The 14804-nt window shown below is 65.2% G+C and carries 14 protein-coding genes; 3 read left to right on the plus strand and 11 right to left on the minus strand.

What is annotated here, in order from left to right:
- Positions 1-25: 25 nt before the first annotated feature.
- The 10 genes from BT108_RS02065 to BT108_RS02110 all read right to left on the minus strand — a co-directional run bounded on the left by BT108_RS02065 (position 26) and on the right by BT108_RS02110 (position 10026).
- A complete protein-coding gene (locus BT108_RS02065; protein ID WP_072292888.1) occupies positions 26-640 on the minus strand; it encodes a DNA-3-methyladenine glycosylase in 615 nt (204 codons plus the stop codon).
- 15 nt (positions 641-655) lie between these two features.
- Entirely contained in the window at positions 656-2287 is a 1632-nt protein-coding gene (locus BT108_RS02070; RefSeq protein WP_072292997.1) for a porin family protein, read from the minus strand.
- 379 nt (positions 2288-2666) lie between these two features.
- Positions 2667-2969, minus strand: coding sequence for a DUF971 domain-containing protein (locus BT108_RS02075; RefSeq protein WP_072292889.1), 303 nt, complete (start codon positions 2967-2969; stop codon positions 2667-2669).
- A gap of 10 nt (positions 2970-2979) precedes the next feature.
- Entirely contained in the window at positions 2980-4005 is a 1026-nt protein-coding gene (locus BT108_RS02080) for a HEAT repeat domain-containing protein (RefSeq protein ID WP_083566102.1), read from the minus strand.
- Entirely contained in the window at positions 4002-4835 is an 834-nt protein-coding gene (locus BT108_RS02085; RefSeq protein WP_072292891.1) for an ABC transporter ATP-binding protein, read from the minus strand. Before BT108_RS02085 ends, BT108_RS02080 begins: the two co-directional genes overlap by 4 nt.
- Positions 4832-5668 (minus strand): ABC transporter permease, encoded by an 837-nt coding sequence (locus BT108_RS02090; RefSeq protein WP_072292998.1) that lies wholly within the window; start codon positions 5666-5668, stop codon positions 4832-4834. The genes BT108_RS02085 and BT108_RS02090 overlap by 4 nt, the downstream gene beginning before the upstream one ends.
- An 11-nt stretch (positions 5669-5679) precedes the next feature.
- Complete coding sequence (locus BT108_RS02095; protein ID WP_072292892.1) at positions 5680-7128, minus strand: ABC transporter substrate-binding protein; 1449 nt, start codon at positions 7126-7128, stop codon at positions 5680-5682.
- A 65-nt stretch (positions 7129-7193) separates the two neighbouring features.
- Positions 7194-7427, minus strand: coding sequence for a 4Fe-4S dicluster domain-containing protein (locus tag BT108_RS02100; RefSeq protein ID WP_072292893.1), 234 nt, complete (start codon positions 7425-7427; stop codon positions 7194-7196).
- Between the two features lie 9 nt (positions 7428-7436).
- Positions 7437-9194 carry a fumarate reductase/succinate dehydrogenase flavoprotein subunit gene (locus BT108_RS02105; RefSeq protein WP_072292999.1) on the minus strand — a complete coding sequence of 586 codons (1758 nt, stop codon included), beginning with the start codon at positions 9192-9194 and terminating at the stop codon, positions 7437-7439.
- Positions 9195-9243: 49 nt separating this feature from the next.
- Positions 9244-10026: a GntR family transcriptional regulator gene (locus BT108_RS02110; protein ID WP_255369572.1), complete on the minus strand. Its 783-nt coding sequence runs from the start codon at positions 10024-10026 to the stop codon at positions 9244-9246.
- Positions 10027-10567: 541 nt separating this feature from the next.
- Here BT108_RS02110 and BT108_RS02115 point away from each other — a divergent pair.
- From BT108_RS02115 to BT108_RS02125, 3 genes are all read left to right on the plus strand, one after another.
- A complete protein-coding gene (locus BT108_RS02115; RefSeq protein WP_255369573.1) occupies positions 10568-11497 on the plus strand; it encodes a DMT family transporter in 930 nt (309 codons plus the stop codon).
- Between the two features lie 175 nt (positions 11498-11672).
- Positions 11673-13454, plus strand: coding sequence for an ABC1 kinase family protein (locus BT108_RS02120; RefSeq protein WP_072292895.1), 1782 nt, complete (start codon positions 11673-11675; stop codon positions 13452-13454).
- 45 nt (positions 13455-13499) lie between these two features.
- Entirely contained in the window at positions 13500-14183 is a 684-nt protein-coding gene (locus BT108_RS02125) for an HNH endonuclease (protein WP_072292896.1), read from the plus strand.
- 64 nt (positions 14184-14247) lie between these two features.
- Here the strand turns inward: BT108_RS02125 and BT108_RS02130 are convergent, their stop codons facing one another.
- Positions 14248-14583, minus strand: coding sequence for a YegP family protein (locus BT108_RS02130; protein ID WP_072292897.1), 336 nt, complete (start codon positions 14581-14583; stop codon positions 14248-14250).
- Positions 14584-14804: the final 221 nt, after the last annotated feature.

Consider the following 14804-nt stretch of genomic DNA (forward strand, 5'->3'; position numbering starts at 1 on the left):
GTCATGCCGTCCGCTCAGGCGTATTCTACCGGTGAATGCCGGCGGCGGCGGCCGGATCTCGGCGAAACGGGCGGCTCAGGTAGGGAGAGCCCGCGAGTCCGAAGCGCCATGGCGCCTCCATCGCCCGCGAGATGCCGATGCGCGGCCCCGATACCACGAGAGGGCGTTCCTGCCTCGTGGGAAGGATGAGGCGGAAGGGTGCAGCGGCCACGTCCATGCCGCTGTGCTCCATGGTGATCCCGAGCGCCTGGCAAAGGCGGCCGGGCCCGGCGCACAGCAGGCGCGCGGCTTCGAGCCCGCGCCGCGTGCGCATGGCGTCCAGTCCGTCCAGCGGCTCGATGGCGCGGATCAGGACACCCGCACCACGTCCCGCAGGGCCACAGACGATGTTGAAACACCAGTGGATGCCGTACGAGCGGTAGACGTAGGCGCGGCAGGGCGGGCCGAACATCACCCGGTTGCGGGACGTCGGGCCGCCGAAGCTGTGTGAGGCGGGGTCGTCCTGGTCGTAGGCCTCGGTCTCCACGATCCGCCCGCCCACGCCGTCCAGCAGCAGGATGGCGCCGATCAGTCCGCGCGCCACGTCGATGGAGGACACGGAAAAATCGATGGATGGACGGGTCGGATCGAGGGAGATCATGGCAGCGTGACGGCCTCAGAATGCAATCTGATACTGTAGCAGGAACTGGTTCCTGCTGGACGTCTGGACGATGTTGCCGGACGCGTCGAGATTGAAGACCGGCCGATTCTGGTAGTCGAAGGTGATCTTGCTGTTGTGGCCCTTGATGAGCCAGTTGATTCCGGCGTTGAACACGTTCATGCGGTCGTGCAGGCGATCGTAGTCCGCGCTCATGATGGACACGTAGGGCATCAGCTGCCCGTTGTTCGACCCGAGCAGGTCCTTGCTCATGAGGTAGCCGAGCTGGCCGTACCAGACACTGCCGGTGCCGAACATGGGGTAGGCGTTGCCGGGTCCGTTGATGCTCGCGCGTGCGGGATCGACGGCGTTGGCGGTATTCATCACGCCGTTGTTGCGCAGGTATCCCGGGCCGTAGTCCAGGTCGAAGTAGCCGACGTACGCGGAGACCGCCGTCTCCCTGATCTTGTCCAGCGGAGCGTCCAGGTAGGCGGCGACCGACCACAGGTTCAGGTCGTGGTAGCGCGGCTGCGCCAGGGTGCCGGTCCAGGTCGCGTTCTTCTGGGTGATGAAGCCCGCCTCGAGATTCAGCACGCTACGCTTTCCCAGGTAGGTCCCCTGCATGAAGGTGTTGGTCATGGGCTCCGTGTCCCAGAAATTCCAGATGAACAATCCCTGGTACTGCTTGGTGTGGGTGTTGACGGCGAAGGTCGCGTGGTCGGGGGAGATGGGAGCCAAAGGCTGCCCGCTGGTCGACATGGGAAAGGGGTCGCTCGCGATGATGCGGTAGTTGAGCCTGCCGATCTGCCCCCTCATGTAGACGCTGAGCTTCCTGCTGAACAGGTCCGTCTGGTCCACTGTGGCCTGCGCGAAGATGGGCAGGTCCAGCGTCATGATGGTCGCCCCGCTGGGATTGCTGAAGCGGGAAAGTCCGTTGGCGATGGTCAGCCCCCCGCCCACGATGGCCTGGTGGCCGCGGGTCAGGCGCAGTTCGCCGAAGGCGTCGTGGAAGTAGGATGCGATGCGGCGGTTGCCGTTCGTCTGCGACAGGAAGTTGAAGTTGTTCATGCCGTACTGGGTATAGAAGTAGATGCGGTCGGTCAGCTGGCCTTGCAGCACGAAGCGGGTCCGGCGCAGGCCGATGTCGGTGGTGTCGTCCACGGCGCGGTCGGCTGCGATGGAACCGGGATTGTTCTGCTCGTACCGCAGCCAGAGTTGGTTCAGATGCCCGAACTTGATGTACTGGCTGCCGTCGGCGTTGAGGTTGAACTTGAACGGATCCTTCTTTTCCCAGCTGGAGTATGCCAGGCCGGTATCCGCTTCCCCGGAGGGCTGCTCCGGCGATGGCGTTGCGGCCGTGCCGGCATCCCCGGAGGCGGGTACGGGCGGGCCGTCCGCGGCGACGACCGGGGCAGGCGTGGTGGTGGGCACAGGTGCAGGCGCATCGTCGACCTTCTGGAAGGATCCCAGGCCCACCCGCCCGGCGCCGGGTTCGGCGTAGATCTGCTTGGTGTCCGTATCCACGTACAGATCGATGACGGGACGCTGCGGAACGGCATCGATTTTTCCATCATTTTTTGTATCCCTGGCATGAGCCGCCAGGGACAGGATGCACGATATGAATAATGCTGAAATAATATGTTTCCTCATGATATCCTCCATTATATGACAAAGATATATTGTGTCTCGTGGAGGACATTATTGGATCCATATTGTAAATAGTAAAAAGAAAATATTTCATTTGCTTATCCATATATGAAGTATTGAAAGAACATAATATTATGATAATAAAAGATATTTTCAGATAATTTTGGCGAGTTCAAACGTGGATGAGCCATTCATGCCCATCCATTTATATGATAAATAAATTATTTTTCCGCGACCTTCGCGAGCTGGACTACATGCTCATATTAAATATTTGTCATGTATGTGGATCGATGCGGGAATGCTGTAACGCTGCTTCGGAACGACCCGTGGAAGGGTTGTAGGGCTGGATGAAAATATTCTTTCGTCGCTTGCGGACGCGTGTTCACGGGTCTGCTTCCGGCAGGGATGCAAGTTCCCGCAGGTAGGCCCATGGATAGACGCCCCGATCATGGCCGTCGCTGAAGGATATCTGGATGCCATATGCTCCCACGGGCTGGATGTCGATGATGCGCAGTCCTTCGGGTGGTGCAGCAACGGACTCTCCCCGCAGTTCGACCGCCAGGCACCGGGTGCAGCGGCATCGGCTCCGCAGGAATGCATGGGTGATCCGTTGCCGTTCGCCGTCCTGCCACGTGATTTCCATGATGCCGCTGAGCCGCTGCAGGGAGAGCGTCCGTGCGTGCATGCAGAAGGCGCTAACCTTGCGCGTCCGCTGCCTGCGCCGGATCGCGTCCGCGGATCTGCGCCATGGCCAGCCGTGCCGCCTTGCGCACGTCCGGATCGGGATCGTCCAGGATGTGCTCCAGCGCGGGCAGGGACATATGCGTGGCGATTTCCCCCAGCGCCAGCGCGGCTTCCTTGCGCAGGCTGCTGATCGGATGGGCCAGGACGGCGGTCAGCGCAGGGGCCGCGGCCGGAGTTCGCAGCAACCCCAGTGCCCGCACGGCGGCGAGCCGGACCTGCCAGTAGGCATCCTGCAGTGCACTGCTCGTCAGGTGCTCCAGCGCGCTTCCCTGTCGCAGCTTGCCCAGGGTCGCTGCCGCCTCTTCCCGTACCTGCCAGGCCGGATCGGACAATCCCCCCAGCAGCGCCGGAAGCACCGCGGAGCCGGTTGCGAAGCCGAGCGCGCCGATGGCGGCACGCCGCACCTCCATGTGGGGATCCCCGCCCGCCAGGGCCGCGAGAGGCGCCAGGGCGTCCGCCCGCCTGAGGTAGCCGAGCACGGCGACCGCCTCGCGCCTCACCGCTGCGTCATCGTCGGCCAGAGCGGCAATTGCCGGCGCGGCGCTCTCCGGGAGCCGCAGCCCGCGCAGCGCCCGCAAGAGCGCGGCGCGCACGGGGGCCAGGGGATGGGACAGGTGCGGCAGGATGAACTGCGCCGACGCCTGCTCCTTAAGATCGTGCAGGCTGGCCGCGGCCGCTTCCCTGACCTCGGGTTCGGCGTCCTCAAGCAGGGCGATCAGCGCCGGCACGCCGATTTCGTCCTCGAATGCGCCCAGCGCCCGCGCCGCCTCGGCGCGGATGGAGGCCACCGGATCCCGGAGACTGGCGACGAGGAGGGTGACGTGCTCGTCGCCTTCGAAGTCGGCCAGTTCCAGCAGCGCGACGCGGCGCACCTCGCTGTCCGCCGCCTGCAGTCGCAGCTGGATGTCCCTGAGTTCGGCGCTGTCGCCGGGATTCCCGCCCGCGCTGCGCGCCATGGGGGATGAGGGTGCGCTCATGGCACGGTGCCCAGCGGGCTGAGCCGCGGCAAAGGATGGTTCGATTTCGGATGCAGCAACTCGAGGCAGCGGTGCTTGAGCCGCGTGAATCCGTCCGTGGTGATCAATTCCGCCCGCCGGGGGCGCGCGAACTCGACGGCGATCTGTTCGATGATGCGGCCCGGCCGGGGACTCATCACGATGATGCGGTCGGCCAGGAAGAGCGCCTCGTCGATATCGTGCGTGATGAACACGATGGTGGTGCGGATGCTCTCCCATATGTCCAGCAGCAGCTGCTGCATCATCATGCGGGTCTGCGCATCGAGCGCGCCGAAAGGCTCGTCCATCAGCATGACCTTGGGCTGATTGATGAGCACGCGCGCGATTTCCACCCGCTGCTGCATGCCTCCCGACAGCTGGGAGGGGTAGTGATGCCGGAATTCGGACAGCCCCACCCGGTCCAGCAGGCGCTGCGCCTCGCGAGAGCGTTCCTGCCGGCCGATACCCCGCATCTTCATCCCGAACGCGACATTGTCCACGACCTTGAGCCAGGGAAACAGCGTATGGTGCTGAAACACCAGCCCGCGTTCCGGGTGCGGCCCCTCGACCGGCAGGGCATCCACCCGGATATCGCCGCTGCCGGGCTGCAGATGGCCGGCAAGCGTTCCCAGCAGCGTCGACTTGCCGCAGCCGGACGGCCCCAGCAGGCAGACGAATTCGCCCGGCTCGATGCCGAGCGACACGTTCTGTACGGCTTCGAACGCCTGTCTGCCTTGGCCCAGCCGTATCGAGAGATTGCGGATGTCGATCCGGCCCGCCACCGCGGGAGGGGAGTGCGGGGCCGGCCTCATGTCTTTTTCGCCTCCAGCGCCTGCCAGGGCATCAGCGCGCTTCCCAGCTTCCGGATGGCGGCGCTGCTTCCCATGCCCAGCAGGCCGATCAGCAGCATGCCCACCACGATGTCGGGATAGTTCTGGATGGTGTAGGAGGCCCACGTGTAGTAGCCGATGCCGAACTGTCCCGCGATCATCTCGGCCGTCACCAGGCAGAACCACGCCGTCCCCATGCCGATCGACAGGCCGGTGAAGATGCCGGGGGCCGCCGCGGGGAGCACCACTTCAATGAACACGGCGTGGCGGCGGGCCCCGAGGCTGCGCGCGGAGGCGATCAGCCGCGAGTCCACGCTTTCCACGCCGTGGATGGTGGCGAGCAGGATCGGAAACAGCGCGCCGGTGAATGTGATGAACACCATCGACAGCTCGGACGACGGAAACATGAGGATCGCCAGCGGGATCCAGGCGACCGCCGGGATGGGCCGCAGCAGTTCCAGGGGCGGCAGCAGGGCATCCTCGACCCCGCGCGAGCGGCCGATCAGCAGGCCCAGTGCGACGCCGACCGCCGCGGCACCCGTGTAGCCGCCCAGCACCCGGGACAGGCTGGCGGTGAGATGGGACAGCAGGGTGCCGGATTCGATCAGCTCCCGTGCCGCCGCCACGACCTCGAGCGGCGGCGGCACGTTCTGGAAGGTTACGATGCCGAGATCGATGCGGAAGGTGGAAGCCAGGTGCCAGGCCAGGATGCACAGGGCGATAGACGATGCCCGCCGGAGAGCGCGATGCCGGTCGTGCCGGGAAGCCGCCGCCGGCTCGGAGACGGTGGATGCGGTATCGGTGAGGCTGCTCATGATGAATTCCCTCATTCCTGGCGGGCCGAAGCCGACCGTTCCACCGGATCCCTGCCGCCGGAGGCATAGGAAGCGGTCTTCAGCGCATCGAAGCCGAGTACCCTGCCGCCGTGCGTGCGCGCCCAGGATTCCGCATCCTGCTTGAGCAGAAATCCATGGACGGCATCCCCATCGTGGACGAACCAGGCATCTCCCGCCAGCAGCTTGATGCCGCTACGGCTGTCCTGTACGTACACCACGCGCACCTGCCGGCCGGCCCGCTCGAGGTCGTTCAGGTCGGCCAGCGCCGATCGGGCGGACGCGTAGTGCCGCACCCTGGGCTCGTCCTTGACCCATACCTGGGCCACCCGCCGGCTGTCGCCGATGGGCTCGCCACTGCGGCTGTCGATACCGGCGAGAGGGGATTGGGCGTAGTTCCCGAGTTGCTTGTCGTAGTCGAGGCCTTCCAGCCTGAAGGCGGCGCGGATGTAGCGGTCGTCGATGAACCGCTCCGCGTCCAGTTCGGCTTCCGTCCGCTTCAGCTGCCGCAGGGTCGAGATGGAAGTCTTCACCGCTTCCCGATACTCGGGCTTCCAGGTGAAATCGCGCGTCTGCAGGCCCAGCGGGCCATGGAACAGGTAGATTACCTCCGCCTCGATGCCGGTGACCCTGGCGACCAGTTCGCTGTACTTTTCGGGCTCCGCCGCAAGCAGGCGGTCGGCCTCGATCGCCGCGCGCAGGAAGGCGACGACGATCTCGGGGTACTTGCGGGCGTACTCGGCGTCCACCAGGCTGCCGTGCATGGTGGGGGCATTGGCCTGCGAGCCGTCGTAGATCTTGCGGGCGAAGCCGCGGTAGGGAAACAGTTCGGCGAACGGCACGAAGTCCGCGTGCGCATCGATCTTGTTGGCCTGGAGCGCGGAACCCGCCACTTCGGGCGACTGTGTGACGATGTGGACGTCGCGCGCCGGATCCCATCCTTGCCGGGCGATGGCGCGGATCAGCATGCCGTGGGCGGTCGAGGCGAAAGGAACGGAGATGGTCCTGCCCTTCAGCTCGGACAGGGACTGCACCGGGGAAGCCTTGGGCACCACGATGCCATTGCCGCTGCCGGCGGTGCTGCCCGACAGCACGCTGATGAAGAGGCTGCGCTTGCCGGCCTTGAGGAAGGCCGCGCCGTTGAACGAGCCGGGAAAGTCCGCCATGGAGCCGATGTCGAGCTTGCCCGCCACCATCTCGTTGGTGAGCGGGGCACCGGAGGTGAAGTTTTTCCACTGGATGTCGTACCGGACGTCCTTGTAGCGTCCGTCCCGGGGCAGGTACTTCTCCAGCAGCTTCAATTCCCGGATCAGGGCGCCGCCGGTCACGCAATTGATGGTGGTGTCCTGGGTGCCGATGGCCACGCGCAGCGTTTCCGCCTGCGCGGCGTGGGCGACGAGTAAGCCCAGTGCCAGGCCGATGGATGTTTTCCGTAGGTTCATGGTTCGCTCCAAATGTCGGGATTCCCCCGGGGAACCGTGGGCACACCGCGGGGGGTGGAATCGGATCAGCGCAGCAGGTAGGGGATGTCCACCGTCACCGCGCCCGTCGGACAGTCCTTTTCGCAGGGCATGCAGTACCAGCACTCGTCGAACTTCATGTACGCGGCGCCCTTGGCGAGATCGATGGCCAGCACGTCCAGCGGGCAGACATCGACGCACACGGTGCAGCCCTTGTCGGCGATGCACAGTTCCTCGTCGATGCGTACGGGCAGGCTGGTGGGAACGAACGCGGTCGGCATGATTCTTTCCTAGGTCGAGGTGGAGTGGGTTTCCCGGGCGGACTGCCTCCGGCTGTCGCGGGGAATGCGGGTGTTCTGGTAGGCGGACTGCTCATGCTCGTCCACGCTGACGAGGTAGGGCTCGATCGGCCGCTTGAAGCACGTCATGCCGTCGCCGGTCTTTCTGACCTGAACGTGGACGAACCAGTTCAGGTCGTCCCGGGCCGGATGGTCCACGCGCGCGTGGTACAGGCCCCAGCGGCTTTCGGCGCGGTACAGGGAGGCGCGCGCCGCCATCTCGGCGCAATCCCGGATGGCGTGCACTTCCAGTGCACGCATCAGTTCGTGCGGATCACGCGCCCACAACCGGTCGAGATCCTGCCGGATCTCCTCGAAGCGGCGCAGGCCGATCTCCATCTTGCGCGTCACCTTGGGCGGCTGCAGGTAGTCGTTGACCATGCGGCGCAACTTGTATTCCACCTGGGAGGGGGGCAGGCCCTCGCCGCGCAGCAGAGGCGCCCGTACCCGCGCCGACTCCGCTTCCACCTGTGCCTGGTCGATTTCGGCGAGGGAGACGGCCCCGCAATGGCGGGCGGCACTTTCGCCCGCAATCTTGCCGTAGACGAAGGCGCCCAACATGTAGTTGTGCGGGACGCACGCCAGATCTCCCGCCGCATACAGGCCCGGGACCGTAGTGGCGGCATGCTCGTCGACCCATACTCCCGAGGCCGAGTGGCCGCTGCACAGGCCGATTTCAGAGATGTGCATCTCGACCATGTGCGTGCGGTAGTCGGTGCCGCGCCCCTTGTGGAAGCGGCCGCGGCTGGGGCGCTCGTTGGTGTGCAGGATGGTCTCGATGGTGCTGATGGTTTCTTCCGCAAGGTGGTCCAGCTTCAGGAAAACCGGCCCGTCGCCTCCCTCCAGTTCCCGGTAGAATTCCAGCATCATCTGGCCGCTCCAGTAGTCGCATTCGATGAAGCGCTCGCCCTTGCCGTTGGTGGTATATCCGCCCAGCGGGCCGGTGACGTAGGCGCAGGCGGGGCCGTTGTAGTCCTTGATCAGGGGATTGATCTGGAAGCATTCGATGCCGCTCAGCTCGGCTCCGGCGTGGTAGGCCATGCTGTAGCCGTCGCCCGCGTTGGTGGGGTTCTCGTAGGTGCCGAACAGATAGCCCGACGCCGGCAGACCCAGCCTGCCTGCCGCCCCGGTGGAGAGGACGATCGCCTTCGCACGGACGATGTGGAAGTCTCCGGTACGGCAGTCGAACGCCATCGCCCCTGCCACCCGGCCATCGGTGCCTGTCAGCAGGCGCGTCGCGATCCACCGGTTGGTGATGGCGACGCGGGTGCGCTTCAGGCGCCGGTAGAGCACGCGCTTGATGTCGTGCCCTTCCGGCATGGGCAGCACGTAGGTGCCCATGTGGTGGACCTTGCGCATGGCATAGTCCCCGGTCTCGTCCTTCTCGAATTTCACGCCCCAGCGATCCAGTTCCTCGATCATGGCGAAGCTGTTGCGGGCGTAAGCCATGATGGTCCTCTGGTTCACGATGCCGTCGTTGGCCAGCGTGATCTCCTTGACGTACTGCTCCGGAGTGGCATGGCCCGGTACCACCGCGTTGTTGAGGCCGTCCATGCCCATGGAGATCGCGCCGCTGCGCTTCACGTTGGCTTTTTCCAGCAGCAGCACGTTCAGCGCGGGATTGGCTTCCTTCGCCTTGACGGCCGCCATGGGCCCGGCGGTGCCCCCTCCGACGACGAGCACGTCCACGGCATGGGTATGCAATCGCATCAGAGGCATCTCCCCGAACCCCGTAGGTAACGAATTTCCGGGCGGCGCATCAGCCCGCCCTCCCGGGCGCGTCTGCGCCCTGTCGCGATATCTGCAGGCGATACTGGAACGCGTCCCCGCGGAAGTAGAGGTACTCGAAGTCCAGCGGCTTGCCGGATGCGGTATGGGTGAGCCGCTCCATGCGCAGGATCGCCGAACCCGCCTCCACGCTCAGCTGCCGGGCCAGTTCTTCGTCGGCGAGCATGGCGTCGATCTGCAGGTCGGCGCGGCCCAGCGCGATGCCGAAGTCGTTCTCCAGCACGAGGAAGATATCGCGCGTCGGCAGGTCGATGTTGCGCAGGCGTTCGCCCACGTCTTCCGGCAGATAGGTGATTTCCAGCGACAGGGGTTCGCGATTGAGATGGCGCACGCGCTTGATTTCCGTGACCGGCGTGTCCACCTCCAGCTTCAGCCCGTGCGCCACGGCAGGGGAGGCGGGCATCGACTTGTGGCTGACGACCTTGTTGTAGATTTCGTAGCCCATGCGCAGCATGGCCTCGGCGAAGCCTTCCAGCTGGGCCAGGTGCTGGAACACCTTGGGTTTGGCGACGAACGTGCCCTTTCCGGGAATCCTGAAGATCAGCCCCTCGTTCTGCAGGTCGCTCAGGGCCTGCCGCACCGTGATCCGGCTCACCTTGAAAATGGCGCTCATCTCGCTTTCGGACGGCAGCTGCTGGTGGGGCCGGTAGCTTCCCTCGAGGATGCGCTGCCGCAGGAAATCCTTGATCTGGGTGTAGAGGGGAACGGGAGAGAGCGGAATGATCAACGGATCTGTCATGAGGGAGATGCCCATCAATATATCCTGTCATTACAGGTCATGCCAAAAGTCCGGACAGGATACCGGCGCGAAACATTGCGTCAAAAGGAAAAAAAGTGGGGTGATTATGAGCGGAAGGGATATGGATGCGCGAACGGGGATCAGGACGCATGAGCCCTCCCTCCGGGCGGCGGATGTCTGCCCGGCAACCCGTATCGATGCGCGTCTGCCTGTGGGCGCGCGAAAGCGGGGTCGTCGGAGATCGCCGAGGACGGTGCCGCACGCGCCTGCAGAGGTGTTTCGCTTGCGCGTGGCGCGTCGGGTTGGAGTAGAATGACATGGACTGACGCGCGCCGCTGTCATCCCGGCGGCGGCGACGATGGCCGGGTGCGCGGGATCCCCGTGCCCGTCCAGCTTGTCGTTTTTCCGGGCGGCCGATTCATCGTCACTGGACACGCGAGCGGCGGGCATGAACAGCCGTAACAGCTTGCTGCAAGGTTATCCCCCGCATGTCCCGAACCATTCCGATCCATGACGAAGTCCTGATGCGCCGCGCCGCGGGCGGCGATCGTGCGGCATGAGCGGTAGCACATCCGCACCGTGGCTGATGGCCGGGGCCAGCCTGCTGTTCGCGACCATGAGCCTGTGCGTCAAGCTTGCCTCCACCGGCTACGGGGTGGGCGAGATCGTGTTCTACCGCGGCCTCATCGGTACCGTCATGGTGGCTGCACTGGCGCATGCGACCGGCATCAGCCTGCGCACCGGGCTGCTGGCGATGCACGTCTGGCGCAGCGTGGCGGGCGTCGCCGCGCTCGGTCTCTGGTTCCATGCCATCGGCGAGCTGCCGCTGGCGACCGCGGTGACGCTGAACTACATGTCACCGGTCTGGATGGCGCTGCTGCTCGTCGGCGGGTCGGCATTCGCCGGTCGCCGCCACGTGGATGCCCGCCTGCTGGGCACCGTCCTGGTGGGGTTCGCGGGCGCGGTCTGCATCCTGCAGCCGACCATCGGGCAGCACCAGCTGTGGGGCGGACTGATGGGCCTGCTGTCGGGGCTGCTGGCAGCCGTGGCCTACCTGCAGGTGACTGCACTGGGAAGGGCGGGCGAGCCGGAGACGCGCACTGTCTTCTATTTCTCGATGGGAAGCATCGTGGCGGGTGCAGGAGAGGCATCGTTCCTCGGCGGCTGGCATGCCCACACCCTGGAGGGACTGGCTGCACTGCTCGCTGTCGGCGTATCGGCGGGACTGGCACAGTTGATGATCACCCGTGCCTACCGTATCGGTGGCACGCTGGTCAACGCCAGCCTCCAGTACCTGGGGATCGGCTGGTCGCTGATGTATGGCGTGCTGCTGTTCGACGATCCGGTCAGCGGAATGGCGCTGCTGGGAATGTGCCTGATCGTGCTGGCGGGCATCGTCGCCACCCGGCTGCGCCCGCCTGTCGCACGGGTGGAGCGTGCCAATGTGCCCGACAGGGGCGCGGATGGCCCGGGTGGGGTAGTGTGATATGATCAGTCATCGACTGCGGATTCAGGATCATGCATCATGAAGTGCCTTCCCTCCCGGGGAACCACCCAATCGCCAGGTTCGATGCCCTCCGTGGCAGGCTGCCTCCGCCAGTCGTGCTGATTCGATCTTGCGCCGAGTCCGGCAGGCTGGCGGAACGGCAGGAACGAGTCTGATGCTTTGGCAGGCGCTGGTCGCCGCGCGCGACATGGGGCGATTGCAGGAGATCGCGTCGATCCTGATTCGTCATGGCTTCGGCGACATGGTGCATCGCATGGGGCTTTCCGGCGCACTGGAGCGGGCCGGCAAGGTGCTGCACTGGCAGGAGGCGGGCGAATTGGCGCATCTTGCGCCGCATGCGCGCGTGCGGCGGGCGCTGGAGGAGATGGGGCCGACCTTCGTCAAGCTGGGCCAGATCCTCGCCACCCGCGTGGATCTGTTCGAACCCGAGTGGATCGCCGAATTCAGCAAGCTGCAGGACAGCACGCCCGCTTCGCCCTATGCCGAGGTCCATCAGCAGTTGACCGAGGATCTCGGCGCGCCGCCGGAGGAAGTGTTCGCATTCTTCGATTCCCAGCCCCTGGCCACCGGTTCCATCGCCCAGGTACATCGTGCGCGGCTGGGCGACGGCGGCGAGGTGGTGATCAAGGTGCGGCGGCCCGGTATCCGCACGGTCATCGAGGCGGACCTGCGCTGGCTCGGCAGGCTGGCGGAGGCGATCGAGACCAGCAGCCTGGAGCTGCGCCAGTTCCATTGGCCGAGCGTCATCCGGCAGTTCACTCAGTCGCTGCGGCGCGAACTGGATTTCGGGGCCGAGTGCCACAACGCGGAGCGCATCGCGGCAAACTTCGAGGGCTATATCGGCCCGGCGATTCCCGGCGACCCCGCCGCCAGCGGCAATGCACTGGCCGCGGAGGCCCGGGACGCGTTGCCGTTCATCGTGATCCCACGCGTCTACTGGGAGTGGACCGGGGAGCGGGTGTGCGTGCAGGAGTATATTTCAGGTATTCCCGGCCGCGATCTGGCCGCCGCCACCCGGACCGGCCTCGACCGCAAGGTGCTGGCGCGGCGCGGGGTACACGCCATGATGAAGATGATCGTCGAGGACGGTTTCTTCCATGCCGATCCCCATCCGGGGAACATATTCTACCTGCCCGGCAACCGCCTGGCGCTGATCGACTTCGGCATGGTCGGGCGATTGACCGAGGAACGCCGCGATCAACTGGTGCGGCTGCTCCTGGGACTGGTGCGGCGCGAGCCGGTCAAGGTTGCCGACGTGCTGCTGGACTGGGCCGGCAATGGCGGCGTCGAGGCCGAGATCAATGAGGAGGCATTGACCGGCGAGATCGAACTGTTCGTCGACCAGTACCTCGGCGTTCCGCTCAAGCAGCTGCAGCTGGGAGACATTCTCTCCGATCTGGTGGCGATCCTGCGTGAGCACCGGTTGTCGCTGCCCCCCGATCTGGCGCTGCTGATCAAGGCATTCATCACCCTGGAAGGAATGGGGCGCGAGCTCGATCCCGACCTGGATCTGGCCGGCGAGGCGCTGCCGATCCTGCAGGCCACGCTCGCTACCCGCTATGCGCCGGCTGCCATGATCAAGCGCAGCTGGCGCACGATGTCGGACATGACCCTGCTTGCCGCCAGCCTGCCGCGCGACCTGGGGCGGCTGCTGCGCGCCGCACGGCGCGGCAGGCTGGACATCCACGTGGATGTGGTGCACCTCAAGCACCTGGGCGATCAGATAGACGGCGCGGCCAACCGCATGGTGGCCGGCATCGTGGTCGCGGCCATCATCGTCGGATCGTCCATTGTCATGATGATCTCCGAAGGGCCCACCCTGCTGGGAATGCCGCTCATCGGGCTGTTCGGCTTCCTGTGCGCCACGGTCGGGGGCGTATGGCTGCTGTTTTCCATTTCGCGCGCCAGCAGGGCCGACCGGGACCGCAAGCCGTGATCCGGTGGATTGGACGGGGGGTTCCACGGGCGTGACGCGGATTCGATGAACGCCGGGTGGAGTGACGAGGAACTGAAAGCCTGCGTGGCGGCCTACCTCGAGATGCAGCGCGACGAACGTCTCGGGCAGCCGTACCTCAAGCGGTATTACTACGCGCGTCTGGCTCAGGCGTACGGTCGCGGTGAGGAAGCGTACGAGCGCGGCATGCGCGACGTCTCGTACGTCCTTGCCCTGATGGGGCGCAGCTGGCAGGCGGATCTCAGGCCTCTGCCCGATACCGGTATCGATGCCGCCGTCGCTGCCAGGATCGAGCGCATCGCTGGTGAAATCCTGAAGCAGAAGGCGCCGCCGCTCGCCGCCCTCAAGATCGCGGTGCGCGATGCCTTGCGGCGCCAGGGGGAGAATGCGCCGCGCGGACACCACAGCCCCAGGCCGAGGCGCGTGACGATCACGCGTTTTCGCTGCGACGCGGCGGTTCATGCGTGGGTCCTGAGGCAGGCGGGGGGCGTGTGCGAAGGCTGCGAGCGGGATGCACCATTTCGGGATATCGACGGACAGCCCTACCTTCGTCTGCACCATATGCGGCCACTGGCCGATGGCGGCTCGGATACGCCTTCCAACGCGGTGGCGCTGTGCCCCAACTGCCATCACGAGATACGCTATGGCGCCAGCGCCCACGCGCTGGCCGCCTGGCTGTACGACAACGTCGACAGGCTGATTCCTGAATAGGCGTGTGAGCTTTTGCCGGGGCCGATGTCGCGCCCCGGCATCCGGCGGCGCAGTCGTCGCGGAATCAGACGGTGGTGTCGTTGATCGATGCGTCCGGCGCGTTCTTCTTGACCGATTCGATGCCGTTGTCCCGTGCGGCTTCGGATTCGTAGGATTCGCTCGTGCCGATGACCTGATGATTGGCGGATTTGAGATTGAATCTGAATTTTCCGCCATCGGTCGTCTTGCGCTCGTAGCGCGCATCGTCGGGCGCATGGGTCCTGACGGAGGCGATGCCGTTGGTACAACCGGATTTCGCTTTGTATCCCTCGCTGACGAGGATGGATTGGCCGTTGCCGGCCTTCAGCCTGAACCTGAATTCGCCTGCCCGGTCCTTGTAAATCTCGAATTTACCAGCCATTTTTGGTCTCCTTCTTATTGTAAGGTGCTCTATTGGAACCCGATCGTCAGCCGGCACGCGAGCGCTCCGGAGCCGGCCATCTATTATGTGCCAAAGGTGATGATTTGAAAAGTAAAATTGTTTATCATGGATAACCTTCAACCTGACGCCCGTGAGAGAGGAACCGTGATTGTTGCGCGCCATGCCCGCTTCCCCCTGCCGGGGCGTTCAGTCCCCGGGGA

It is taken from the genome of Nitrosovibrio sp. Nv17, from assembly GCF_900119085.1.
GTDB lineage: Bacteria > Pseudomonadota > Gammaproteobacteria > Burkholderiales > Nitrosomonadaceae > Nitrosospira.

Coding starts and splice junctions, on each gene's coding strand:
- BT108_RS02065 (WP_072292888.1), bottom strand. CDS start 640: ATGATCTCCCTCGATCCGACCCGTCCATCCATCGATTTTTCCGTGTCC.
- BT108_RS02070 (WP_072292997.1), bottom strand. CDS start 2,287: ATGAGGAAACATATTATTTCAGCATTATTCATATCGTGCATCCTGTCC.
- BT108_RS02075 (WP_072292889.1), bottom strand. CDS start 2,969: ATGCACGCACGGACGCTCTCCCTGCAGCGGCTCAGCGGCATCATGGAA.
- BT108_RS02080 (WP_083566102.1), bottom strand. CDS start 4,005: ATGAGCGCACCCTCATCCCCCATGGCGCGCAGCGCGGGCGGGAATCCC.
- BT108_RS02085 (WP_072292891.1), bottom strand. CDS start 4,835: ATGAGGCCGGCCCCGCACTCCCCTCCCGCGGTGGCGGGCCGGATCGAC.
- BT108_RS02090 (WP_072292998.1), bottom strand. CDS start 5,668: ATGAGCAGCCTCACCGATACCGCATCCACCGTCTCCGAGCCGGCGGCG.
- BT108_RS02095 (WP_072292892.1), bottom strand. CDS start 7,128: ATGAACCTACGGAAAACATCCATCGGCCTGGCACTGGGCTTACTCGTC.
- BT108_RS02100 (WP_072292893.1), bottom strand. CDS start 7,427: ATGCCGACCGCGTTCGTTCCCACCAGCCTGCCCGTACGCATCGACGAG.
- BT108_RS02105 (WP_072292999.1), bottom strand. CDS start 9,194: ATGCGATTGCATACCCATGCCGTGGACGTGCTCGTCGTCGGAGGGGGC.
- BT108_RS02110 (WP_255369572.1), bottom strand. CDS start 10,026: ATGGGCATCTCCCTCATGACAGATCCGTTGATCATTCCGCTCTCTCCC.
- BT108_RS02115 (WP_255369573.1), top strand. CDS start 10,568: ATGAGCGGTAGCACATCCGCACCGTGGCTGATGGCCGGGGCCAGCCTG.
- BT108_RS02120 (WP_072292895.1), top strand. CDS start 11,673: ATGCTTTGGCAGGCGCTGGTCGCCGCGCGCGACATGGGGCGATTGCAG.
- BT108_RS02125 (WP_072292896.1), top strand. CDS start 13,500: ATGAACGCCGGGTGGAGTGACGAGGAACTGAAAGCCTGCGTGGCGGCC.
- BT108_RS02130 (WP_072292897.1), bottom strand. CDS start 14,583: ATGGCTGGTAAATTCGAGATTTACAAGGACCGGGCAGGCGAATTCAGG.